The organism is Pseudomonas sp. dw_612 (assembly GCF_018449725.1).
Classification (GTDB): Bacteria; Pseudomonadota; Gammaproteobacteria; order Pseudomonadales; family Pseudomonadaceae; genus Aquipseudomonas.
Map to the genome: position 1 here is coordinate 290068 of NZ_JAAVVC010000005.1, position 23722 is coordinate 313789.

Below are 23722 nucleotides of genomic sequence, written 5' to 3' on the forward strand. Positions count from 1 at the left end.
ACAACTCGGGGCTGAATAAAACAGCCCCGGTTACTTAACTTTTTGCTGGAAGCCTCAACCTACGCGGTAGTTTGGCGCTTCTTTGGTGATTTGTACGTCGTGCACGTGGGACTCGGCCATGCCAGCGCCGGTAATCCGCACGAACTCAGGCTTGGTGCGCATTTCTTCGATGTCGGCGCTGCCGGTGTAGCCCATCGAGGAACGCAGGCCGCCCATCAGTTGATGGATGATGGCGCTCAGGGTGCCCTTATACGGGACACGCCCTTCGATGCCTTCCGGAACAAGTTTCTCGGCGCCTGCCGAGGAGTCCTGGAAGTAACGATCGGAGGAACCCTGGGCCTGGGACATGGCGCCCAGCGAACCCATGCCGCGGTAAGCCTTGTACGAACGACCCTGGAACAGTTCGATCTCGCCTGGCGCTTCTTCAGTACCGGCGAACATCGAACCCATCATCACGCAGGAGGCACCGGCCACGATGGCCTTGGACAGGTCACCGGAGAAGCGGATACCGCCGTCGGCGATCAACGGCACGCCCGAGCCTTCAAGTGCTGCGGCGACGTTGGCGATGGCACTGATTTGCGGGACGCCGACACCGGCGACGATGCGGGTGGTGCAGATCGAGCCAGGGCCGATACCGACCTTGACGGCGTCAGCGCCTGCTTCGACCAGGGCCTTGGCGGCAGCGCCGGTGGCGATGTTGCCGCCGATGACCTGCACGTCAGGGAAATTCTGTTTGACCCAGCGAACGCGGTCGATCACACCTTTGGAATGACCGTGTGCGGTGTCGACCACCACCACGTCAACGCCGGCGTTGACCAGGGCCGCGACGCGCTCACCGGTGTCTTTACCGGTGCCGACCGCAGCGCCAACACGCAGACGACCTTGATCGTCCTTGCTGGCCAGCGGGTAAGCCTTGGCTTTTTCGATGTCGTTGACGGTCATCATGCCTTTGAGGGCAAATTTGTCGTCGACGATCAGCACGCGTTCGATGCGGTTTTTGTGCAACAACTCGCGGACGTCGTTCTTGTCGGCGCCTTCCTTGACCGTGACCAGACGCTCTTTCGGCGTCATCACTTCACGGACGGTGGCGTCCAGACGGTTTTCGAAACGTACGTCGCGGGAAGTGACGATGCCGACCAGGTCGCCATCGTGCAGGACCGGAACGCCGGAGATGTTGTGCATGCGGGTCAGTTCGAACAGTTCACGAACCGTGGCGTCAGCCTCGATGGTGATCGGGTCCTTGACCACGCCGGCTTCGTAACGCTTGACCTTGCGCACTTCGGCAGCTTGCTGCTCGATGGTCATGTTCTTGTGGATGATGCCGATGCCACCTTCCTGAGCCATGGCGATTGCCAGACGGGCTTCAGTGACGGTGTCCATGGCGGCAGAAACCAGAGGAATATTCAGCTCGATGCCACGGGTTAGGCGGGTCTTGAGACTGACTTCGTTAGGAAGCACCTCGGAATAACCGGGCACTAGGAGAATGTCGTCGAATGTCAGAGCTTCTTGGCTGATACGCAGCATCGCGGGGGCTCCCGAGCGGGAAAATGGAAGCGCGCCATTATAGTCAGACACCCCCTCGGGTTCAATGTAAAACTCTGTCTATTATTGGCATTACTGATATACGGAGATTGCGCCTCTGTGTAGGAGCTGCCGAAGGCTGCGATCTTTTGATCTTCAGCCATTTCAGCAATGCCGAAAATCAAGATCAAAAGATCGCAGCCTTCGGCAGCTCCTACAGGAATTCAGAGCTCCACTTTCACCCAACTCACAGGCTGGTCGAGCCAATCGGCAAACTCGTCGATAAAACGCTGCTTGAACCCGGCCTCAGCCCAGTTGTTGAAGATGAACCCCAGGTTGGAAAAGCCGCATTCCTGCAAAAACAGAAACCCGTTGATGTCATCTTCATGCCCGCACTCGGGGCAGGTGAAGTTGTCGGTGCGCCCCGGCATCCACTCTTCCAGGCTTTCGAACAGCGCTTCGCCGACTTCCTTGCGGCACTCGGCGCAGCCCGCCTCGCCCAGAAATCCCTTGGCCGGCGTGTAGATGCAGCGCTTGGTGATGATCTCCAGGCCATTGACCGGTTCGCCGAACGGCAGGGCTTCCGGGTGCAGCACCACGGCGCGGGCACCGTCGGCGATGGCGTGGGCCATACGGTTACCGGTGCGGCCGCAGGTGGTCAGCTCTTCCTTGATGATGTTCTTGCGCACCAGCCAACGCACGACCGCCCGCGCCCGGGGTTCGTGTACCGGCAGGGTGGAGATTTTCGGGACGATGATGCTTTGGGAATTCATGGTGCAAGCCTACTGCGTCAAATGGGAAGTTCTGCGGCGCGCCGGATGATGCCTTCGCGGGCAAGCCTCGCTCCTACAAGGATCGGTGCATAACCTGTAGGAGCGAGGCTTGCCCACGAAGGCGTCATGACGGCCGGCAGCTTAATCCCTGACACACCGAGGTCAAGTACTCAAATAGCGCCCGATCAAGGCAATCCCGCTCGCCAGCACCAACCAGGTCACCAGCCGCACGAACGCTTCCCGGGACAATCGCATGGTCAACCGCCGGCCGATCCACAACCCCAGCGCCATGGCCGGTAACAAGCACACGGCCAATACCAACAAGGGTAGCTCGGCATACACACCCGCGACGGCAAACAGACTCAAACGCACCACGGTGCTGCAACTGATCAGCGCACTTTGCGTCGCCCGGGCCGCGTCCTTGGGCAGGCGACTGTTCAAATAGATCGCATAGAGAAAACCACCGCTGCCAAACAACGCGCCGAACATCCCGCCCACCGTACCCATTGGCACCGCCCAGCCGGCAGACAATTGCGAGGGACGGGTTTTGACCCACAAGCTATAAACTGCATAAGCACTGATAAACAGCCCCATCAACAGCAGCAACAGATCGGATTTGAGGTTCAGCAGGAAGATCACCCCCAACGTGCAGCCCACCGCCATGCAGGGCAGCAATCGCAGCAATTCGGGCTTGGCCACATCCCGTCGCGACGGCAGCAGGTTGCCGAACGCCGCGACGAAATCCAGCAGCACCAACAACGGTACGATTTTCGACAGCGGCATAAACAGGATCAGAATCGGCCCCGCCACCAGCGCGGTGCCGAAACCGGCAATGCCAAACACGATGTACGCCAGGGCGATGCCCAACCCGATCACCAGCCAATCCGTCGCGCCGAACGGCCATTGGCTTAACAACTCAAACACATTCATTTGCGGGATTTTCCTTGAAGACCTGTGGATGACTTTAGCCAGCGCCGAGCCTTGCGACTAATATCTTCAAAGTCGCCCACCCATCTCGAAAAGGCATGCCTCATGCTTTCAACCCGCCAATTGCGTTACTTCGTGGAAATCGCCGAGTGCGGCAGTTTCAGCGCTGCCGCCGAACGCCTGTTTATCGCGCAGTCAGCCCTGAGCCGACAGATAAAAGACATGGAAACCCGTCTGCAAACGCCGCTGTTCGAACGCACCGCGCGCCAGCCGCGACTGACGGCGGCAGGCGAAGCCTTTTTGCCCCGGGCGAGAAACCTGCTGCACGACCTGACCAAGGCCAGCGAGATGGCGACCCAGGTCGGCACCGGCCAACTTGGCACTTTACGCCTGAGCCACTCCAGCACCGTGCCGATGAGCGGCCAGTTATTGCGCAGCATCAGCACTTATCTCGATCAACACGCCGGTGTGTCCATGGACATCGTCAAACTGTCGTCCGAAGCGCAATTGGAAGAGCTGGCCGAAGGTCGCCTCGATGTCGGCCTGTTGCGTTTGCCGGTGCTGCGTCAGCGTGAAGGGGTGCAGATTGTGCCTTTATATAGCGAACGTTTGCTGCTGGCCGTTCCGCCGAATCATCGACTGGCTGTGGATAACTCAGGGCAAGGCATCGATCTGGCGCAGTTGAAGGAGGAGGCGTTTATCTCCATTCCTCATCCGCAACGTGGCGGCCTGAGCTATTTGTCGGCCGAGTTGTGCATGCGCCAAGGGTTCTTCCCGAAAGCGGCGCGGGTGGTGTCGCGCAAGACCACGCAACTGCAATTGATCCAGGCCGGGTTCGGCATTGCCCTGTTGCCGGAATCCATGCAGGACATTGCCCCGGCCGATATCCATTTCCTACCGTTGGCCGATCCGGATTGTCAGAGCACCGTTGCCCTCGCCTGTCGGCAGAATCCCACGGCGCTGGTTCAAAAATTCACTCGGCACTTCACCCGTTTGGTGTAGGAGCTGCCGAAGGCTGCGATCTTTTGATCTTGAAAATCAAAATCAAAAGATCGCAGCCTTCGGCAGCTCCTACGGGGGATCGTGCATTCCTCTGAAGAATGCCTTTATCATGCGCCCCATGATTAAAGATCCCTTTGCAAGACTCGGCCTGGACCGTGAAGTCCTGACTGTCAGCCAGCTCAACGGCCGCGCGCGGGTGTTGCTGGAAGACGTGTTCAGCAATATCTGGGTCGAGGGCGAAATCTCCAACCTCGCCCGCCCGGCGTCCGGCCACGTGTATTTCACCCTCAAGGACAGCGGCGCCCAGGTGCGTTGCGCGCTGTTCCGGCAGAACGCCGCGCGGGTGCGCCAGGCGCTGAAGGATGGCCTGGCGGTCAAGGTGCGCGGCAAGGTCTCCCTGTTCGAGGGCCGTGGCGACTATCAACTCATCCTCGATACCGTGGAGCCGGCCGGTGACGGAGCCCTGCGCCTGGCCTTCGATGCGCTGAAAGAAAAGCTCAGCGCCGAAGGCCTGTTCAGTGCCGAGCGCAAAGTGCCGCTGCCGGCCCATCCGCAACGCATCGGCATCATCAGCTCGCCGACCGGCGCGGTGATCCGCGACATCATCAGCGTGTTCCGCCGTCGCGCGCCACAGGTGCAATTGACGCTGATCCCCACCGCCGTGCAGGGCCGCGAAGCCACCGCGCAGATTGTCCGCGCCCTGAAACTGGCGGACGCCCGGGGCTTCGACGCGCTGATCCTGGCCCGTGGCGGCGGTTCGCTGGAAGACCTCTGGTGCTTCAACGAAGAAGCCGTGGCCCGCGCCGTGGATGCCTGTGTGACGCCGATTGTCAGCGCCGTCGGGCATGAAACCGATGTGTCGATCAGCGACTTCGTGGCCGACGTTCGCGCACCAACGCCTTCCGCCGCCGCCGAACTGCTGGCACCGGACTCCAGCGACCTGGTGCGCCGGGTCGAAAGCCTGCATCGACGCCTGGTGATGCGCATCCGTGATCGCTTGATGCGTGATCGCTTGCGCCTGGAAGGCATGTCCCGCCGCCTGCGCCATCCGGGCGAACGGCTGCGCCAGCAAGCACAACGCCTGGACGATCTGGACATGCGCATGCGCCGGGCCTTCGAGCGCAGCCTCAATACCCGCCGCGAACGCTTGATCCGCCTGGAAACCCGGCTCGCCGGGCAACATCCGGGCCGGCAACTCGCCCTGCTGCGCCAGCGCCTCGACAGCCTCGCCGAGCGCCTGCCCCGGGCCATCCGCGAAGGGCTCAAAAGCCGTCGTCAGCAATTGCAAAGCCAAGTGCAGACGCTGCAAGTGGTCAGCCCGCTGGCAACCCTTGCCCGTGGCTACAGCATTCTGCTGGACGAGCGCGGCAACGCGATCCGCAGCGCCGAACAGACCCACAACGGCCAGCGTCTGAAAGCCAGACTGGGCAACGGCGAGCTGCAAGTGCGCGTCGAAGACAATCACCTGACGCCTGTCACCCTTTCTCTACTGGATTGACCCATGCCGCGTTTCCTGGCTCCACTACTGTTGCTGTGCCTGACCTTCAACGCCCACGCCGACAGTTACATCACCCGCCTGCTGAACAAACCGGTGCCGGGCGGCGTGGCCGTGGTGGATCTGGGCGCTGCGGCCCAGGCGCCGAAAGCCACGTATCAAGGCAAACCGGTGTTGGTGGTCAAGGAACAGAGCAATTGGCTGGCCATCGTTGGTGTGCCGTTGACGGTTAAACCGGGCACGCAGCAGGTAAGCAGCGGCGGCCGCAATCTGAGTTTCACCGTTGGCAACAAGAAATACCCGGAACAGCACATCACGCTGAAGAACACGCAACAGGTCAATCCGAACCCGGAGAACCTCAAGCGGATCGAAGGCGAACTGGCCGAGCAGATCCAGGCGTATCGCAGCTTCAGCCCAGGCACGCCGAGCAACCTGTTGCTGGACAAACCGGTCAACGGGCCGCTTTCTAGTAAGTTTGGTGTGCGTCGGTTCTTTAATGGTGAAGAGCGCAATCCCCATGCGGGCCTGGACTTCGCGGTGCCGGCGGGCACGCCGATCAAGACCCCGGCGGCGGGCAAGGTGATTTTGATCGGCAACTACTTCTTCAATGGCAACACGGTGTTTGTCGACCATGGGCAAGGCTTTATCAGCATGTTCTGCCACATGTCGAAGATTGATGTGAAGGTTGGGCAGCAATTGGCGCGCGGCGGGGTAGTTGGGAAAGTGGGCTCCACTGGGCGGGCGACCGGGCCGCATATGCACTGGAATATCAGCCTGAATGATGCGCGGGTGGATCCGGCGATTTTTATTGGGGCGTTTCAGCCTTAGATAGTTATTAAGGCTACTGGCCTCTTCGCGAGCAAGCCCGCTCCCACAAGGGACTTTCGGTATGCGCAGATTCTGTGTGCACACCGGCCAAAATGTGGGAGCGGGCTTGCTCGCGAAGGCGGCCTCACAGACACAACATCACCCACTCCCAATTGCGCACCATCCAAACCCCACGCAAACATCCAAACAATCGCCCCACATCACAGCAATAAAATCTCGCCAAACCCGCCTTTTCGAGTATTCCTCTCAATTTTTTTCGACTGCTTGCCAACCTCAACCCCGGCGGTTAGGGTTAAAGCCATGAAAACCTCTCACACCCTCATCCAGCTTCGCCAGCACCGCAGCCTGTGCCTCGTCAGCGCACGACTGCCGGGCTGAATCGCGGTGCCTCGCCTGACACGTTTCCCCAACAACTTTTGATCCACCGGCAGGCCGCCTCTTTTCGGCCCACACAATAAGGATTTTCCGATGAGCATGCTCAAAGACCCGTCTTCGAAATACCGCGCGTTCCCGACTATCGACATTCCGGACCGCACCTGGCCGTCGAAGACCATCACCGCCGCGCCGATCTGGTGCAGCTCGGATCTGCGTGACGGCAACCAGTCGCTGATCGAGCCGATGGACGCCGTGAAAAAGCTGCGTTTCTGGAAAACCCTGGTGCAAGTGGGCGTGAAGGAAATCGAAGCCTCGTTCCCGGCGGCTTCGCAAACCGACTTCGACTTCGTGCGCACCCTGATCGAAGACGGCCACATCCCGGACGACACCACCATTCAGGTGCTGACCCAGGGCCGTGAAGACTTGATCGAGCGCACTTTCGAATCCCTGCGCGGCGCGAAGAAAGCCATCGTTCACCTGTACAACGCGACCTCCCCTTCCTTCCGCCGCATTGTCTTCAACCAGGACAAGGACGGGATCAAGGCCATCGCCGTAAACGCCGCCAAGCTGTTCGTCAAATTCGCCGCCCAGCAGCCGGACACCGAGTGGACCTTCGAATACTCGCCGGAAACCTTCAGCGCCACCGAACTCGAGTTCGCCAAAGAAGTGTGCGACGCGGTGATCGACGTCTGGAACCCGACGCCTGAGCACAAGGTGATCCTCAACCTGCCGGCCACCGTCGAATGCGCAACCCCGAACATCTACGCCGACCAGATCGAATGGTTCGGTCGTCACATCAACCGTCGTGACAGTGTGATCATCAGCCTGCACACCCATAACGACCGTGGCACCGGCGTAGCCGCCACCGAGTTGGGCCTGATGGCCGGCGCCGACCGTGTCGAAGGCTGCCTGTTCGGCAACGGCGAGCGCACCGGTAACGTCGATCTGGTGACCGTGGCGTTGAACCTCTACACCCAGGGCATCCACCCTGAACTGGACTTCTCCGACATCGATGGCGTGCGCAAAGTCGTCGAAGAGTGCAACCAGATCCAGGTGCACCCGCGTCACCCGTACGTCGGCGACCTGGTCCACACCGCGTTCTCCGGCTCGCACCAGGATGCGATCCGCAAGGGTTTCGCCCAGCAGCAACCGGACACCCTGTGGGAAGTCCCGTACTTGCCGATCGACCCGGCCGACATCGGCCGCAGCTACGAGGCGGTCATCCGCGTCAACAGCCAGTCGGGCAAGGGCGGTATCGCTTACCTGCTGGAACAGGAATACGGCATCAGCTTGCCGCGCCGCATGCAGATCGAGTTCAGCCAGGTCGTGCAGCGTGAAACCGATCGCCTCGGCTTGGAAATGACCGCCCAGCAAATCCACGCGCTGCTGCACAGCGAGTACTTGCAGGCCAACACTCCGTACGCGCTGGTCAGCCATCGCTTGCAGGAAGAGAACGGCAACAGCTCGGTCGAAGTGGAAGTCTCGGGCAAGGGCCAGGGCGAAACCAACCTGCACTGGCGCGGCAAGGGCAACGGCGCCCTGGAAGCCTTAGTGGCCGGCCTGCCGATCCCAGTGGAAATCATGGACTACAACGAACACGCGATTGGCGCGGGCACCAATGCCAAGGCTGCGGCCTACATTGAACTGCGAGTTGAAGGCCAGCGTGCGGTGCACGGCGTGGGCATTGATGAAAACATCACCACAGCGAGCTTCAAAGCGCTGTTCAGCGCGCTGAACCGCTCGTTGAGCCAGCCGCAAGCGAAAGAAGCGGCGTAAGCGTTCGCTGAAATGCAAAAGGCCCCAAGGTGCGAACCTTGGGGCCTTTTTGTTTGTGCCGTTTGAAGATCAAAAGATCGCAGCCTTCGGCAGCTCCTACATTGGAATGCGATCCCCTGTAGGAGCTGCCGAAGGCTGCGATCTTTTTGGGCGTCAGGTGAACTCGAAAGTATCTGCATCCAGATTCGCCGGAAAGCGAGTGCGATATGCCGCCAGTTCCGCCGCATCCAGCACCACCTGAAACACCCCATCCGCCTCGCCTGCGCTGAGCAAGGTTTCACCCTGGAAATCCAGCACCTGACTGTCACCGGTATAGGCAAAACCCTTGCCGTCGGTGCCGATGCGGTTCACCGCCGCCACATAGCACAGGTTTTCGATCGCCCGGGCCGGCAGTAACCGGTTCCAGTGCTGACGCCGTGCACCCGGCCAGTTGGCGGTGTACAGCAGCAGGTCTGTGTCCTGAGCATCCCGGCTCCACACCGGGAAGCGCAGGTCGTAGCAAATCAGCGGCCGAATGCGCCACCCCTTGAGTTCGAACTGCACCTGACGTTCGCCGGGGGTGTAATGATTGTGCTCGCCAGCCATGCGGAACAGGTGGCGCTTGTCGTAATGCAACACCTCGCCGTCCGGCCGCGCCCAGAGCAGGCGATTGCGGTGGCTGCCATCGGCAGCCTGGACAATCACGCTGCCGGTGATCACTGCATCGTATTTTTCAGCCTGGATCCGCAGCCACTTGCTGGTCGGGCCGTTTTCCGACTCCGCCAGCGTCTCGGACTGCATGGAGAAGCCCGTGGTGAACATCTCCGGCAGGATGATCAGGTCCGCGCCGCGTGCCTGTTCCAGCAACTGCTCGAAATGCTCCAGGTTGGCCTGGCGGTCGTGCCAGGCCAGGGTGGTCTGGATCAGCGCGATGTTCAGGTTGGGCAGCGCACTCAGATCACGCATAGTTTTTCCGCTGCTTCACGCAGGGTCTCCTCGCGTTTGGCGAAGCACAAGCGCACCAGGCGCTGGCCTTCAGGTGGGTTCTGGTAGAACACCGAGATCGGGATGCTCGCCACGCCGTGCTCGCGGGTCATCCAGAGCGCCATCTCGACGTCGTTGAGGTCCGGGCGAATCTGCGAATAATCGACCAATTGGAAATAGGTGCCCGTGACACGGGTCAAGCTGAAGCGCGAGGGCGCCAGCAGATCGCAGAACAGATCGCGCTTGGCCTGGTAGAAACCCGGCAGTTCTTCAACGTGTTCCGGATGCTCGGCCATGAAGTCGGCCAGGGCGAATTGCAGCGGGGTCACGCCGCAGAAACTGACGTACTGGTGCACCTTGCGCAATTCTGCCGTGAGGGCCGGCGGTGCGACGACATAGCCGGTTTTCCAACCCGTGACGTGGTAGGTCTTGCCGAAGGAACTGACGACGAAGGCACGCTGATACAGCTCTTCATGATTCAGTACGCTGACGTGAGGCACGCCGTCGAACACCAGGTGTTCGTAGACTTCGTCGCTGACGATGTAGATATCGCGCTCACGAATCAAATCCGCCAATTGATCCAGTTCGGCCCGGCTGATCAGCGCGCCACTCGGGTTGTGCGGCGTATTGAGCACGATCATCCGCGTACGCGGTGTAATCGCCTCTGCCAACTTCTGGAAGTCGATAGAGAAATCGTCCAGCCCGAGCTGTACGTGGACGCAACGGCCACCGGCCAACTCCACCGACGGTTCGTAACTGTCGTAGCACGGGTCGAAGACGATCACTTCGTCGCCGCTGTGGATAACCGCCTGAATCGCACAGAAGATCGCTTGCGTGGCGCCGGGCGTGACCGTCACTTCCTGATCAACATCCACGTTGACGCCGTAGCTGCGAGCGATTTTCGCCACAATCTGCTGCCGCAACGCCGGCAGGCCGGTCATCGGCGAATACTGGTTGTGGCCACTGGCAATGTGCCGGCCGACCGCATCGCACAGCCCCTTCGGGGCATCGAAATCGGGAAACCCCTGGGACAGGTTGATCGCCCCGGTTTGCGCCGCGAGCTGGGACATCTGAGTGAAGATAGTGATGCCGACATTCGGCAGCTTACTGGTGATCATCGGTAGCCCCTTGCAGGTGAGCTGCAAGTTTCAAGCTGCAAGCTGCAAGTGGTCAAGCAACAAACCATCAGACACAAAAAAGGGCTCTGACTTGAGCCCTTTTCTGCAGTTACTTGAAGCTTGCGACTTAAAGCTGCTTCTATTTCTTATCGCGGCGCTTTTTGTCGGCTTTTTTGTGGTGCGACATCATGCGACGCTTCTTGTTGACCTGACGGTCGGTGAGCGAGTTTTTGTTGCCTTCGTACGGGTTCTCGCCGCCCTTGAACTCGATGCGGATCGGCGTACCGACCAGCTTCAAGACCCGACGGTAAGTGTTTTCCAGATAACGCACGTAAGACTTCGGCACCTTCTCGATCTGGTTACCGTGAATCACGATGATCGGCGGGTTCGCGCCACCCAAGTGGGCATAACGCAGCTTGATCCGGCGGTTGTTGACCATCGGTGGCGCGTGCTCGCCGACCGCATCTTCCAGAATCGTGGTCAGGCGGTTGGTTGGCCAGCGAGTGACCGCAGACTTGAACGAGTTCTGTACGGAGGCGTAGAGGTTGCCCACGCCCGTGCCGTGCAACGCCGAGATGAAGTGAATGTCGGCGAAGTCGACGAAGAACAGCCGGCGTTGCAGCTCGACCTTCACGAAATCGCGTTCGCCCGGCGTCATGCCGTCCCACTTGTTGATCGCGATCACCAACGCACGACCTGCTTCAAGGGCAAAGCCCAGCAGGTTGAGGTCGTGGTCCACCACGCCTTCGCGGGCGTCCATCACGAAGATCACCACGTTGGCGTCTTTGATCGCTTGCAGGGTTTTGACCACGGAGAATTTTTCAACTTCTTCGTGGATCTTGCCGCGCTTGCGCACACCGGCGGTGTCGATCAGCGTGTACTTCTCGTCGTTACGCTCGAACGGGATGTAGATACTGTCGCGGGTCGTGCCGGGCTCGTCGTACACAATGACCCGGTCTTCACCGAGCATGCGGTTGACGAGGGTCGACTTGCCGACGTTCGGGCGGCCGATGATGGCGATCTTGATCCCGTCTTTTTCGCTCGGGCCAGGAATGCGCTTGGCTTCCTCGCCTTCAGCAACGATCTCTTCTTCGCCGTCTTCTGGCTCTTCTTCGTCTTTCGGGAAGGAGCTCAGGGCGATTTCGAGCATCTGGGTGATGCCACGACCGTGGGCGCCGGCGATCGGAATCGCGTGGCCCATGCCCAACGGGGCGAATTCTGCGCGGGCCATTTCAGGGTCGATGTTGTCGACCTTGTTGGCAACCACGTAGGAACGCTTGTTACGTTTGCGCAAATGCTCGGCGATCATCTGGTCGGCGGCGGTGAAACCGGCCTTGGCATCTACCAGGAACAGAACGACATCGGCTTCTTCAATGGCCAGCAGCGACTGCTCGGCCATTTTTTCGTCCATACCGTGCTCGTCACCGGAGATACCGCCGGTGTCGACCAGAATGTAGGAACGCCCTTGCCACTTGGCCTCACCGTATTGGCGATCACGGGTCAGACCGGACAAGTCGCCGACGATGGCGTCGCGAGTCCTGGTCAGGCGGTTGAACAAGGTGGACTTGCCGACGTTCGGTCGGCCCACCAGGGCGATTACGGGAACCATGCGGCTCTCCACTTCGTTATTTCAGAAAATACAAAAGCCGCTGCGAGGCAGCGGCTGGTGCTCGGGGCAACGCTTGAGGGCGCTGCGAACCCCGTGGTTACGGGGCTGCCTGGGGTTTAACCCCAAGCATAGTCAAACCTTTACTTAATGGTCAGGGCTTCCAGTTTGCCACTGTTGCCATAGACATAAATCGTGTCACCCACCACCAGCGGACGGGCACGCAGGCCGTCGCTGTCGATGCGTTCGCGGCCGACGAAGCGACCGTCCACCTGGCTCAGCAGGTGCAGGTAGCCTTCCATGTCGCCGACTGCAACGTAGCTGGAGAATACTTCCGGCGCCGACAGTTGACGGCGAGCCAGCGAATCGTTGCTCCACAAGGCTGTGGTGGAACGTTCGTCGACGCCTTCAACGGTGCCCGAAGACAGGCTCACGTAGACGCTGCCAAAACCCTGAGCGACACCGGCATAGCTGGAAGCATCACGCTGCCAGAGCTGACGACCGCTTTGCAGGTCCAGTGCCGCAACGCGACCCTGGTAGCTGGCCACGTACAGGGTTTCGCCGGACAACAGCAGACCGCCGTCGATATCGACCACGCGCTCCAGTTCCGAACGACCTTGTGGAATCGCAACCCGTTGTTCCCATACCGGCACGCCGTTGGAAATATCGAGCGCCACCACTTTACCGGTCGACAGGCCAGCCACCGCGAGGCGGTTGGTGACAACGGGTGCACTGGTGCCACGCAGGGTCAGGACCGCCGGAGTGCTGTCGTACAACCAGCGCTGGGTACCGGTCGCAGCGTCCAGGCCGATCAGACGATCGTCCTGGGTCTGGACCACCACAACGTCACCGTTGTTGGCTGGCGGTGCGAGAACTTCGCTGGACACGCGAGCGCGCCATTTCTCTTCACCGTTGGTGGCGTCCAGGGCAACGATTTCACCCTTGAGCGTACCGATCGTGACCAGACCGTAACCCACGCCAACGGCGCCGGAAACAGGCAGTTCGAGATCTTTCTTCCATTTGACGTCGCCATTGCTGCGGTCCATCGCCACAATCACACCCGTGACGTCGGCCGCATAGATGGTGCTGCCATCGATCGCCGGTACCAGCATGTTGTAGGTTTCGCCCTGACCGTCACCGATCGAACGACTCCATTGCTTCTGCAGGACCACTTCTTCTTTGAAGTCGACCAGTTCGGCCGGCGGCAATTCTTTTTTGCTGTTGCTGCTGCAACCCGCGGCCAAAATGGCCAGAGCCAGCAATGCTGCATGTTTCCAACGGATCACGTCACGCATCCCCTTTGGCCAGGTCGTCCAGCTTGATTTGTAGGCCGCCGACTGCCGCTTCATCCGACAGTGCTGCCTTGGCTTTTTGATACGCCGTGTTCGCTTCGTCGGTACGACCCAACTGCACCAGCAGGTCGCCCTTGAGTTCTTCGCGAGTGGCCAGGAACGACTTGTCGGCATCGCCTTCAAGCAGCTTCAGGGCCTCTTCAACCTTGTTCTGCGCCGCCAGGACCTGCGCCAGACGCTGACGGGCGATTTCGCCCAGCGCCGGGTTGGCCGGTTTGTCGGTAATGGCTTTCAGCTCGCTGGCTGCGTCGTCCAGCTTGCCGCTGTCGACCGCGACTTTCGCCACGAACAGGCTGCCGTATTGCGCGTAAGCAGAACCGCCGAACTCGCTGTTGAGCTTGCCGGCCAGGTCCGAAACCCGGGCTGCGTCAGGCTTGCCGTCAGGCGTGAGCGTGGTTTCCAGCAGTTGCTGATAGAGAATCGAGGCGCCTTGCGACTGATTGCTCTGATACTTGTGAAAGGCCTGCCAGCCGAACACGATGACCAGCGCCAACAGGCCGCCAGTGACCAGGGGCTTGCCGTTACGTGTCCACCAGTCCTTCAAATCCGCCAGTTGTTCGTCTTCGGTACTCGACACCCCAATACTCCTTAATCGCTAAATCGGCTGTTTGACAGCTTCAACCCTGCACGACGCAGGTGGCCAGGTGTGCAGCGAGCGCATCCCAGGCAATGCTTTGTTGTTCGCCCTGGCCACGCAGGGGTTTGAAACCTACCACTTGCTGGGCCATCTCGTCGTCACCGAGGATCAGCGCATACAGTGCACCGCTCTTGTCGGCTTTCTTGAACTGACTTTTGAAACTGCCGGCGCCGGCATTGACTTGCAGGCGCAGGTTAGGCAACTGGTCACGCACACGTTCACTCAAGGCCAGACCGGCCAGCTCGGCGGCTTCACCGAAGGCGCAGAGGTAGACGTCGACCTGACGGGAGATCTCTTGCGGGATCTGCTCCAGGGTTTCCAGCAGCAGCACCAGGCGCTCGATACCCATGGCGAAACCAACGCCCGGGGTCGGCTTGCCGCCCATCTGCTCCACCAGACCGTCGTAACGACCACCGGCACATACCGTGCCCTGGGCGCCCAACTTGTCGGTGACCCATTCGAAAACGGTCTTGCTGTAGTAATCCAGCCCGCGAACCAGCTTCGGGTTGATCACGTAAGGAATGCCGGCAGCGTCGAGGCGAGCCTTGAGGCCCTCGAAGTGCACACGGGATTCTTCGTCGAGGTAGTCAGCCATTTTTGGCGCGTCGACCAAGACCGCTTGAGTGTCGGCGTTCTTGGTATCCAGAACCCGCAGCGGGTTGGTTTTCAGACGGCGCTGGCTGTCTTCATCGAGCTTGTCCAGGCGAGCGGACAGGAACTCGACCAGGGCTTCGCGATAACGACCACGGGATTGCGCGGTGCCCAGGCTGTTGAGCTCAAGCTTGACCGCATCACGGATGCCCAGCTCGCCCCACAGGCGCCAGGTCAGCACGATCAGCTCGGCATCGATGTCCGGACCGTCCAGGTTGAAGACTTCGCAACCGATCTGGTGGAACTGGCGATAACGACCTTTCTGTGGACGTTCGTGGCGGAACATCGGGCCGATGTACCAGAGTTTCTGCACCTGGCCGCCGCCGGTGATGCCGTGCTCGAGCACCGCACGTACACAAGCCGCCGTGCCTTCAGGGCGCAGGGTCAGGGAATCGCCGTTGCGGTCGTCGAAGGTGTACATCTCTTTTTCGACGATGTCGGTCACTTCACCGATGGAGCGCTTGAACAGCTCGGTGAACTCAACGATCGGCATGCGGATCTGCTTGTAACCGTAGTTATCCAGCAAACGCGAGACGGTGCCCTCGAAATGACGCCACAGGGGCGTCTGCTCGGGCAGGATGTCGTTCATGCCACGTATGGCTTGCAGAGACTTGCTCACTATCAATCCTTAAATTCGTTCGATCAGCCGCGAGCGATGACTGCTGCGTCGGCTTCGACCTTTTCGGCCGCTTTCTGGCGGATCAGCTTTTCCAGCTCGTCCACCAGATTCTCATTCGTCAGTTTCTGCGACGGCTTGCCGTCGATGTAAATCAGGTTTGGCGTGCCGCCGGTCAAGCCGATATGGGCTTCCTTGGCTTCGCCCGGCCCGTTGACCACGCAACCGATGACCGCGACATCCAGCGGCACCAGCAGGTCTTCGAGGCGCCCTTCCAGCTCGTTCATGGTCTTGACCACATCGAAGTTCTGCCGCGAGCAGCTCGGGCAGGCGATGAAGTTGATGCCACGGGAACGCAGGTGCAGGGATTTGAGAATGTCGTAGCCGACTTTCACTTCCTCGACCGGGTCAGCCGCCAACGAGATGCGAATAGTATCGCCAATCCCTTCGGCGAGCAGCATACCGAGGCCCACGGCGGATTTCACCGTGCCTGAACGCAAACCACCGGCTTCGGTGATGCCCAGGTGCAGCGGCTGCACGATTTCCTTGGCCAGCAAGCGGTAGGCCGCGACGGCCATGAACACGTCGGACGCCTTCACGCTGACCTTGAAGTCCTTGAAATTCAGGCGTTCCAGGTGTTCGACATGACGCAGGGCCGACTCGACCAGCGCGGCCGGGGTCGGCTCGCCGTATTTCTTTTGCAGGTCTTTTTCCAGGGAACCGGCGTTCACGCCGATGCGGATCGGGATCCCGCGGTCACGGGCGGCATCGACCACCGCACGCACGCGATCTTCACGACCGATGTTGCCCGGGTTGATGCGCAGGCAGTCAACGCCCAGTTCGGCTACGCGCAACGCGATCTTGTAGTCGAAGTGGATGTCGGCAACCAGCGGCACCTTGACCAATTGCTTGATCTTGCCAAACGCCTCGGCGGCGTCCATGTCCGGCACCGAAATGCGCACGATATCGACGCCAGCGGCTTCCAGACGATTGATCTGGGCCACGGTGGCGGCCACGTCATTGGTGTCGCTGTTGGTCATGCTCTGCACAGCGATAGGCGCATCGCCGCCAACAGGCACGTTACCGACCCAGATCTTGCGGGATTCGCGACGTTTGATTGGAGATTCGCCGTGCATGACTTATTGACCCAACTTCAGGCGAGCAGTCTCGCCACTGGTGAACGGAGCGACATCAACCACCTGACCGTTGTAGCTGACCTGCGCGCCACGGGCGAAGCCCAGACGCACGGCAAACGGTGGCTTGCCGCTCACGGAAACGTTTTCGCCTTTGCGCTTGAGACCGCTCAACAGCACTTTGCCGCTGCCATCGGTCACTTGCGTCCAGCAATCGGCGGTGAACAAGAGTTGCACCGAGCCTTGGCCGGCTACCGGCGCGGCAGGGGCTTGAGCAGGGACAACCGGAGTCGTCGCAGTCGGGGCCGGTACGGCAGGAACGGCCGGGGCTGGCGTTGCTGGCGTCGCGACAACCGGGGCGGCGTTATGAACCGGTGCGGCAGGCGCTGGCGCCGGTGCAGGTGCGGTCGGTGCCGGAACTGGCGCAACGGCTTCAGCAGGGGCTTCAGTCGATGTCTCGGATTGCGGCAGTGCCAGCGATGTAGAACCTTCCGCCTGACCTTCCGCGACAGCCTGGTCTTCCGGCTCGTCCAGCGGATGGATCTGGGTGGTGCCATCGGCGCCTTCGACTTCAACGTGTTCCGGGGCCAGGGTCGTCAGGTCCTTGGTGCGTAAAGAGGTTTGATCCTGCCACCAGACAAAACCACCGCCAATCACCGCGATCAGCAACAACAGGCTGACAATTCGCAAAATGGTGTGGGAAACCCGAACCGGTTCTTCAATACGGCCCAGGCTGTGGACATTGCTGCCCTGGGAGTCGGTGCCGGTGGACTGGTCGAATTGCTGAACCAGAACGGTCTGGTCCATGCCGAGCAATTTGGCGTACGCGCGAATATAACCGCGAGCGAAGGTATGGCCTGGCAGCTTGTCGAACGCGCCAGCTTCCAGATTACCCAGGGAATTGACGGTGAGGTTGAGCTTGAGGGCCACTTCGGCCAGCGACCAGCCATTGCTTTCGCGGGCCTGGCGCAAAGTCTCACCGGGGTTAACGCGATTCGCTGCTACAACTTCGGGATGCGCCGCTTTCATCATTGCTCCGACAGGTATTGCTGATATTCCGGCGTACCGGGATAGAGTCGTTTTAATTGCAGGCCAAAACTGGCGGCCTTGTCGCGATCTTCAAACACTTTTGCCAGCCGAACGCCGAGCAATAGACTACGTGCATTTTGTTCGGTGAGCAGGCTAAAACGGTCGTAATAGTCACGCGCGGGCACATAATGCCTGTCTTCGTAAGACAACTCAGCCATTTCCAGCAATGCACGCGGTTGTTGTCGGTTCAAACGCAGGGCTTTTTCCAGTTGCTGCTGGGCCAAGTCGCGCTGGCCAAGCTTGGAAGCGGTCATACCGAGGTTCTCGAACACCCGCGAACGCTCAGGATACAGGGTATCGGCGGCGGCCTGCTCAAAGCGCTCGTAGGCTTCCTTGTAACGTTTCTCTTCGTACAGAAAACTGCCGTAGTTGTTCAGGATGCGTGCATCGCCGGGACGGGAGGACAGCGCCTTGCGAAAATGCTGATCGGCCAGCTCCGGTTCCATCTCGGCCTGGAACACCAGCCCCAGCGCCGCGTTGGCGTCGGGGTCGGAATCATCCAGGTCCAGCGCCTTTTTCAACGGCACTTTCGCCCGCTCGGTCATCCCTTGCTGCAAGTACCCCAGCCCCAGTTGCACATAGGCGACTCGCGCTTCGTCGCGGCCCTTGCTGGTCTTCATCGGGTTGAAATCGCCCGACAGGACACAACCAGCACACAGGCTGGCCAACAGCACAAGCAGCGCAAAGCGCAGGGACATAGAGATCCTCTCTTAATTTATTTCGCGGCGCTCGAAGCCATATCGTTTTCGGCGCTCAACTCGCGCACGGCAATATAACGTTCGCTGCGACGGGTGCGATCCAGCACCTGCCCTACCAATTGGCCACACGCGGCATCAATGTCTTCGCCACGGGTAGTGCGCACAGTGACATTGAAACCGGCATGGTGAAGCTGATCCTGGAACCGGCGGATGGCGTTGTTGCTTGGACGCTCATAACCGGAATGCGGGAACGGGTTGAACGGAATCAGGTTGATCTTGCACGGTACATTCTTGAGCAACTCGATCATCTCGACCGCGTGCTCAACCTTGTCGTTGATGTCCTTGAGCATGGTGTACTCAATGGTCAACACACGCTTCTCGCCCAAGGTCGCCATGTAGCGCTGGCACGACTCGAGCAGCATCTTAAGCGGATACTTCTTGTTGATCGGCACCAATTGGTTACGCAATGCGTCATTCGGTGCGTGCAGCGACAACGCCAGGGACACGTCGATGTGCTTGGCCAGCTCATCGATCATCGGCACCACGCCCGAAGTTGACAGGGTTACGCGGCGCTTGGAGATCCCGTAGCCCAGGTCATCCATCATCAGATGCATGGCGGCCACGACGTTGTCGAAGTTCAGCAGCGGCTCACCCATGCCCATCATCACCACGTTGGTGATGGCACGGTCGGCGGTCGCCGGGATGCTGCCGAACGATTTATTGGCAATCCACACCTGGCCGATGACTTCGGCGGCGGTGAGGTTGCTGTTGAAACCTTGCTTGCCGGTGGAGCAGAAACTGCAATCCAGGGCACAGCCTGCCTGGGACGAAACGCACAGAGTGCCGCGTTTGCCCTGGGGAATGTAGACGGTCTCGACGCAGCTGCCGGACGCCACGCGCACCACCCATTTACGGGTGCCGTCGGTGGAAATGTCCTCGCTGACCACTTCAGGACCGCGAACCTCAGCAATCACCTTGAGCTTGTCGCGCAAGGCTTTGCTGACGTTCGTCATGGCATCGAAATCATCGACGCCAAGGTGGTGAATCCATTTCATTACCTGACCGGCACGGAAACGCTTCTCCCCGATTGAGTCGAAGAATTTTTCCATTTCCAGCTGAGTCAGACCCAGCAGGTTAGTTTTTACAGTCGATGTAGTCATGGATTCACCTTCACTCATAAGCCAATGCTTAGCGAGTGGTTACTTCAGTAGCTGCGAAGAAGTACGAGATTTCGCGAGCAGCAGCGGCTTCGGAGTCCGAACCGTGTACAGCGTTGGCGTCGATGGAATCAGCGAAGTCAGCGCGGATGGTGCCGGCAGCAGCTTCTTTAGGGTTGGTAGCGCCCATCAGCTCACGGTTCAGAGCGATAGCGTTTTCGCCTTCCAGAACCTGAACAACAACCGGGCCGGAGATCATGAAGGAAACCAGGTCGCCGAAGAAACCACGAGCGCTGTGCTCAGCGTAGAAGCCTTCAGCTTCGGCTTTGGACAGTTGCTTCAGTTTCGAAGCTACAACGCGCAGGCCAGCTTTTTCAAAACGAGTGGTGATCTCGCCGATAACGTTTTTTGCAACAGCGTCAGGCTTGATGATGGAGAAAGTACGTTGAACAGCCATGGTGTAACTCCAGAAACGGTAATTTGTGAAAAATTAAACCCGCGAATTATACGCGGGTTCTTGGGTATTGCCTAACTGAGTAAGGTCGCGGCCTCTGTAGGAGCTGCCGAAGGCTGCGATCCTTTGATCCTGATCTTGCGCTTGAGATTCAAGTGGCATCGGGAAAAGATCGCAGCCTCGCTTCGCTCGTCAGCTCCTACTCTGCTTCTTCGATCCAGGCGGCCTGAATGGCTTCAAGCACCTTCTCGCCACCGCGGGTCGGATCATCACTGAACTCCGGCAATGCCAGCACCCATTTGTGCAGATCGACGAAGTTCACGTAGCGCGGGTCCACATCCGGCTTGGATTCAGCCAGTTGGATCGCGATTTCCAGCACATCAACCCATTTCAGACTCATAACACTTCCTGGAATCAGTGCGGCGCTTCAGCTGCATGGTTGAGCGAGTATTTCGGAATCTCGACGGTCAGGTCTTCATTCCCGACGAGTGCCTGACAGGCTAGACGAGATTGCGCTTCCAGACCCCAGGCCCGATCAAGAAAATCTTCTTCCAGCTCGTCGGCTTCTTCCAGCGAGTCAAAGCCTTCACGAATGATGCAGTGACAGGTGGTGCAAGCACAGACGCCGCCACAGGCGCTTTCCATCTCGATATGGTGTTCATGGGCCAGTTCGAGAATGGAAGTCCCCGGCTCAGCCTCCACAACCATGCCTTCCGGGCAAAACTTATCGTGTGGCAGAAAAATGACCTGCGGCATCAGTTATCCTCGATTTCATTCAGGTTGCGCCCCGCCAGCGCGGCTTTCACCGTCGAGTCCAGGCGGCGGGCAGCAAAGGCATCGGTCACTTGCGACAGACGCTTGGTCTGCTGCTCGATGGCGAAACCATCGGTGCCTTTCATCAGTTCGGTCAATTCCTGCATCTGCAATTCGATGACCATGCGCTCTTCGGCGTCGAGCAGGCGCTCGCCATCGACCTCGAGGGCGCCCTGCACCGCTTCAATCAGGCGCTGGGCATCGACTTGTTGCTCACGCAGCACACGGGCGACCTTGTCGTCGTTGGCGTGCTGGAACGAATCTTTCAGCATCTTGGCGATTTCGCCGTCGGTCAGGCCGTAGGACGGTTTGACCTGGATGCTGGCTTCCACGCCCGAACCCAGTTCGCGGGCCGCGACACTGAGCAGACCGTCGGCATCGACCTGGAAGGTCACGCGAATCTTCGCCGCGCCGGCCACCATCGCTGGAATGCCGCGCAATTCGAAACGGGCCAGGGAGCGGCAGTCGCTGATCAGCTCGCGCTCACCCTGCAACACGTGGATCGCCATGGCCGACTGGCCATCTTTATAAGTCGTGAAGTCCTGGGCGCGGGCAACGGGGATGGTGGTGTTGCGTGGAATCACCTTCTCCATCAGGCCGCCCATGGTTTCCAGCCCCAGGGACAACGGAATCACGTCGAGCAGCAGCAGTTCGCCGCCATCGCGCTTGTTGCCAGCCAACGTATCGGCCTGGATCGCGGCACCGATGGCCACCACTTGATCCGGATCGATTTCGGTCAGCGGTTGGCGACCAAAGGCTTCGGCAACAGCGTCGCGAACCCGAGGCACGCGAGTCGAACCACCGACCATGACCACGGCGTGCACTTCTTCCAGCTCGATACCGGAATCACGTACGGCACGACGGCAGGCCTTCAGGCTGCGAGCGACCATCGGCTCGATCAGCGCATCGAAGGCTTCACGGGTCAAATGGGCTTTCCAGTCACCATAAGCGACTTCAACGCTCGCCACAGTAGTCAGCGCTTCTTTGGCCGCACACGCGGTTTGCAGCAGATTACGTTGCGCGCCCGGATCGAGGTCGGCGGACAAACCGGCGCTCTCGATAATCCAGCCAGCAATCGCGTGATCGAAGTCATCGCCACCCAGGGCGCTGTCGCCACCGGTAGCCAACACCTCAAACACACCGCCGGTCAGGCGCAGAATCGAAATATCGAAGGTACCGCCGCCCAGGTCGTAAATAGCGACCAGGCCTTCAGCATGCTGATCCAGACCGTAAGCCACCGCAGCGGCGGTCGGCTCATTGAGCAAACGCAGCACATTCAGGCCGGCCAGTTTGGCCGCATCCTTGGTGGCTTGACGCTGAGCGTCGTCGAAATAGGCCGGAACGGTGATCACCGCACCGACCAATTCCCCACCCAACGTCGCTTCGGCGCGCTGACGCAGCACCTTGAGGATTTCGGCGGAGACTTCGACCGGGCTTTTCGGGCCTTGCACGGTGTCGATGAACGGCATGTGCGACTCGCCACCGACAAAGCGGTATGGCAGTTGGTCGCCCAATTGCTTGACGTCGGACAGACCGCGACCCATCAAGCGCTTGACCGACAGCACGGTATTCAAGGGATCGGTAGCGGCTGACAGCTTGGCGGATTCGCCCACTTCCACGCGATCGGCGTGATAGCGCACGGCGGACGGCAGGATGACCTGACCGTTGGCGTCGGCCAGAGGTTCGGAAAGACCACTGCGCAATGCAGCGACCAGCGAATTGGTAGTGCCCAAGTCGATCCCCACAGCCAGACGACGCTGGTGCGGTTGAGGACTTTGGCCGGGTTCGGCGATCTGCAGTAGGGCCATCGTTATCAGGACTTATCTGTATATCAGGCGTGCGACCGGAGCGGCACTGGGTTAATCGTCGAGGCGCTCTTCTAACTGGCGCACTTCGTAGGTGAGCTTGTCGAGGAACTGCATACGCCGCATCAGGCGTTCGGCCTGTTCACGTTGCGCTGCATCATCCCAACAGGCTGCGAAGCTTTCGTTCAGTTCATCCTGCGCGACTTTCAAGCGACGCTTGAACACGGCAATGCCGGCCAGGTCGGCGCTGTCTTGCAGGTCTTCGAGCTCTTCGCGCCATTGCATCTGCTGCAGAAGAAACTCCGGATCATGCACCGTGACTTCCAGTGGCAACTCGCGACCACCCATGGCGAGCAAGTATCGCGCGCGTTTCGGGGGGCTTTTGAGCGTCTGGTAGGCCTCGTTGAGGTTCGCGGATTGCTCGAGCGCCAGCCGCTGCTCGCGCTCGGGAGCGTCGGCAAAGCGGTCCGGATGAACACCGCGCGCCAACTCACGATAGCGCGTGGCCAACTGCTCGAGATCCAGACGGAAGCTCGGCTGCAGTTCAAATAAAGCGAAATGACAAGGAGTACCCACGCGCAGCCTCAGATATTGAAGCTTTCGCCGCAGCCACATTCACCGCGCACGTTGGGATTGTTGAACTTGAAGCCTTCGTTCAACCCTTCCTTGACGAAATCGAGCTCGGTGCCGTCCAGGTAGGACAGGCTCTTGGGGTCGATAATCACTTTCTCGCCGTGACTTTCGAACACCTGATCCTCCGCAACCACCTCGTCGACGAACTCCAGCACGTAGGCAAGGCCGGAACAGCCTGTGGTGCGAACACCCAGACGAATCCCTTCACCTTTGCCGCGCCCGTTGAGGGAGCGTCGCACGTGTTGAGCTGCCGCTTCTGTCATGCTGATAGCCATCGTTGACTCCTTACTCGTCGCCCAA

23 protein-coding genes are annotated in these 23722 nt (G+C 59.9%); 4 read left to right on the plus strand and 19 right to left on the minus strand.

Features of this window, described 5'->3' with window-relative positions; genetic code table 11:
- Nucleotides 1-54: 54 nt before the first annotated feature.
- The 3 genes from guaB to HB680_RS10675 form a co-directional block, all read right to left on the minus strand.
- Nucleotides 55-1524: an IMP dehydrogenase gene (gene guaB / locus HB680_RS10665; protein WP_123509376.1), complete on the minus strand. Its 1470-nt coding sequence runs from the start codon at nt 1522-1524 to the stop codon at nt 55-57.
- 221 nt (nt 1525-1745) lie between these two features.
- A complete protein-coding gene (locus HB680_RS10670) occupies nt 1746-2294 on the minus strand; it encodes a sugar ABC transporter ATPase (protein ID WP_213938427.1) in 549 nt (182 codons plus the stop codon).
- A gap of 162 nt (nt 2295-2456) precedes the next feature.
- Entirely contained in the window at nt 2457-3224 is a 768-nt protein-coding gene (locus HB680_RS10675) for a sulfite exporter TauE/SafE family protein (RefSeq protein WP_213938428.1), read from the minus strand.
- Between the two features lie 102 nt (nt 3225-3326).
- Here HB680_RS10675 and HB680_RS10680 point away from each other — a divergent pair, with 102 nt between their 5' ends.
- The 4 genes from HB680_RS10680 to leuA all read left to right on the plus strand — a co-directional run bounded on the left by HB680_RS10680 (nt 3327) and on the right by leuA (nt 8697).
- Nucleotides 3327-4223 (plus strand): LysR family transcriptional regulator, encoded by an 897-nt coding sequence (locus HB680_RS10680; RefSeq protein ID WP_213938429.1) that lies wholly within the window; start codon nt 3327-3329, stop codon nt 4221-4223.
- A 118-nt stretch (nt 4224-4341) separates the two neighbouring features.
- Nucleotides 4342-5721 (plus strand): exodeoxyribonuclease VII large subunit, encoded by a 1380-nt coding sequence (xseA, locus tag HB680_RS10685; protein WP_213938617.1) that lies wholly within the window; start codon nt 4342-4344, stop codon nt 5719-5721.
- A 3-nt stretch (nt 5722-5724) separates the two neighbouring features.
- Entirely contained in the window at nt 5725-6546 is an 822-nt protein-coding gene (locus HB680_RS10690; RefSeq protein ID WP_054045353.1) for a peptidoglycan DD-metalloendopeptidase family protein, read from the plus strand.
- 468 nt (nt 6547-7014) lie between these two features.
- On the plus strand, nt 7015-8697 hold the full coding sequence (gene leuA, locus HB680_RS10695; protein WP_213938430.1) for a 2-isopropylmalate synthase: 1683 nt from the start codon (nt 7015-7017) through the stop codon (nt 8695-8697).
- Nucleotides 8698-8850: 153 nt separating this feature from the next.
- Here leuA and HB680_RS10700 read toward each other — a convergent pair whose 3' ends face one another.
- The 16 genes from HB680_RS10700 to iscA all read right to left on the minus strand — a co-directional run bounded on the left by HB680_RS10700 (nt 8851) and on the right by iscA (nt 23697).
- Nucleotides 8851-9642 carry an amidohydrolase gene (locus HB680_RS10700; RefSeq protein ID WP_213938431.1) on the minus strand — a complete coding sequence of 264 codons (792 nt, stop codon included), beginning with the start codon at nt 9640-9642 and terminating at the stop codon, nt 8851-8853.
- Nucleotides 9630-10778, minus strand: coding sequence for a pyridoxal phosphate-dependent aminotransferase (locus tag HB680_RS10705; RefSeq protein ID WP_213938432.1), 1149 nt, complete (start codon nt 10776-10778; stop codon nt 9630-9632). The genes HB680_RS10700 and HB680_RS10705 overlap by 13 nt, the downstream gene beginning before the upstream one ends.
- Before the next feature lie 139 nt (nt 10779-10917).
- A complete protein-coding gene (gene der, locus HB680_RS10710) occupies nt 10918-12387 on the minus strand; it encodes a ribosome biogenesis GTPase Der (RefSeq protein ID WP_213938433.1) in 1470 nt (489 codons plus the stop codon).
- A 140-nt stretch (nt 12388-12527) separates the two neighbouring features.
- Nucleotides 12528-13679 carry an outer membrane protein assembly factor BamB gene (bamB, locus tag HB680_RS10715; RefSeq protein WP_213938434.1) on the minus strand — a complete coding sequence of 384 codons (1152 nt, stop codon included), beginning with the start codon at nt 13677-13679 and terminating at the stop codon, nt 12528-12530.
- Nucleotides 13672-14313 (minus strand): tetratricopeptide repeat protein, encoded by a 642-nt coding sequence (locus HB680_RS10720; RefSeq protein WP_213938435.1) that lies wholly within the window; start codon nt 14311-14313, stop codon nt 13672-13674. The genes bamB and HB680_RS10720 overlap by 8 nt, the downstream gene beginning before the upstream one ends.
- Before the next feature lie 40 nt (nt 14314-14353).
- Nucleotides 14354-15643, minus strand: coding sequence for a histidine--tRNA ligase (gene hisS, locus HB680_RS10725; RefSeq protein WP_213938436.1), 1290 nt, complete (start codon nt 15641-15643; stop codon nt 14354-14356).
- 23 nt (nt 15644-15666) lie between these two features.
- Nucleotides 15667-16776 (minus strand): flavodoxin-dependent (E)-4-hydroxy-3-methylbut-2-enyl-diphosphate synthase, encoded by a 1110-nt coding sequence (gene ispG, locus HB680_RS10730; protein WP_213938437.1) that lies wholly within the window; start codon nt 16774-16776, stop codon nt 15667-15669.
- A 3-nt stretch (nt 16777-16779) separates the two neighbouring features.
- Nucleotides 16780-17802 carry a RodZ family helix-turn-helix domain-containing protein gene (locus HB680_RS10735; protein WP_213938438.1) on the minus strand — a complete coding sequence of 341 codons (1023 nt, stop codon included), beginning with the start codon at nt 17800-17802 and terminating at the stop codon, nt 16780-16782.
- Entirely contained in the window at nt 17802-18560 is a 759-nt protein-coding gene (gene pilW, locus HB680_RS10740) for a type IV pilus biogenesis/stability protein PilW (protein ID WP_149658076.1), read from the minus strand. Before pilW ends, HB680_RS10735 begins: the two co-directional genes overlap by 1 nt.
- Before the next feature lie 17 nt (nt 18561-18577).
- The gene (gene rlmN / locus HB680_RS10745) at nt 18578-19720 is read right to left on the minus strand and encodes a 23S rRNA (adenine(2503)-C(2))-methyltransferase RlmN (RefSeq protein WP_213938439.1); all 1143 of its coding nucleotides are present in this window, start codon (nt 19718-19720) and stop codon (nt 18578-18580) included.
- A gap of 28 nt (nt 19721-19748) precedes the next feature.
- Complete coding sequence (gene ndk, locus HB680_RS10750) at nt 19749-20174, minus strand: nucleoside-diphosphate kinase (protein ID WP_042560926.1); 426 nt, start codon at nt 20172-20174, stop codon at nt 19749-19751.
- A 196-nt stretch (nt 20175-20370) separates the two neighbouring features.
- On the minus strand, nt 20371-20571 hold the full coding sequence (gene iscX / locus HB680_RS10755; protein ID WP_116581898.1) for a Fe-S cluster assembly protein IscX: 201 nt from the start codon (nt 20569-20571) through the stop codon (nt 20371-20373).
- 14 nt (nt 20572-20585) lie between these two features.
- The gene (fdx, locus tag HB680_RS10760; protein ID WP_054045379.1) at nt 20586-20927 is read right to left on the minus strand and encodes an ISC system 2Fe-2S type ferredoxin; all 342 of its coding nucleotides are present in this window, start codon (nt 20925-20927) and stop codon (nt 20586-20588) included.
- Nucleotides 20927-22792, minus strand: coding sequence for a Fe-S protein assembly chaperone HscA (gene hscA, locus HB680_RS10765; protein ID WP_213938440.1), 1866 nt, complete (start codon nt 22790-22792; stop codon nt 20927-20929). The genes fdx and hscA overlap by 1 nt, the downstream gene beginning before the upstream one ends.
- A 51-nt stretch (nt 22793-22843) precedes the next feature.
- On the minus strand, nt 22844-23365 hold the full coding sequence (hscB, locus tag HB680_RS10770) for a co-chaperone HscB (protein ID WP_213938619.1): 522 nt from the start codon (nt 23363-23365) through the stop codon (nt 22844-22846).
- 8 nt (nt 23366-23373) lie between these two features.
- Nucleotides 23374-23697: an iron-sulfur cluster assembly protein IscA gene (iscA, locus tag HB680_RS10775; protein WP_054045385.1), complete on the minus strand. Its 324-nt coding sequence runs from the start codon at nt 23695-23697 to the stop codon at nt 23374-23376.
- Nucleotides 23698-23722 lie beyond the last annotated feature (25 nt).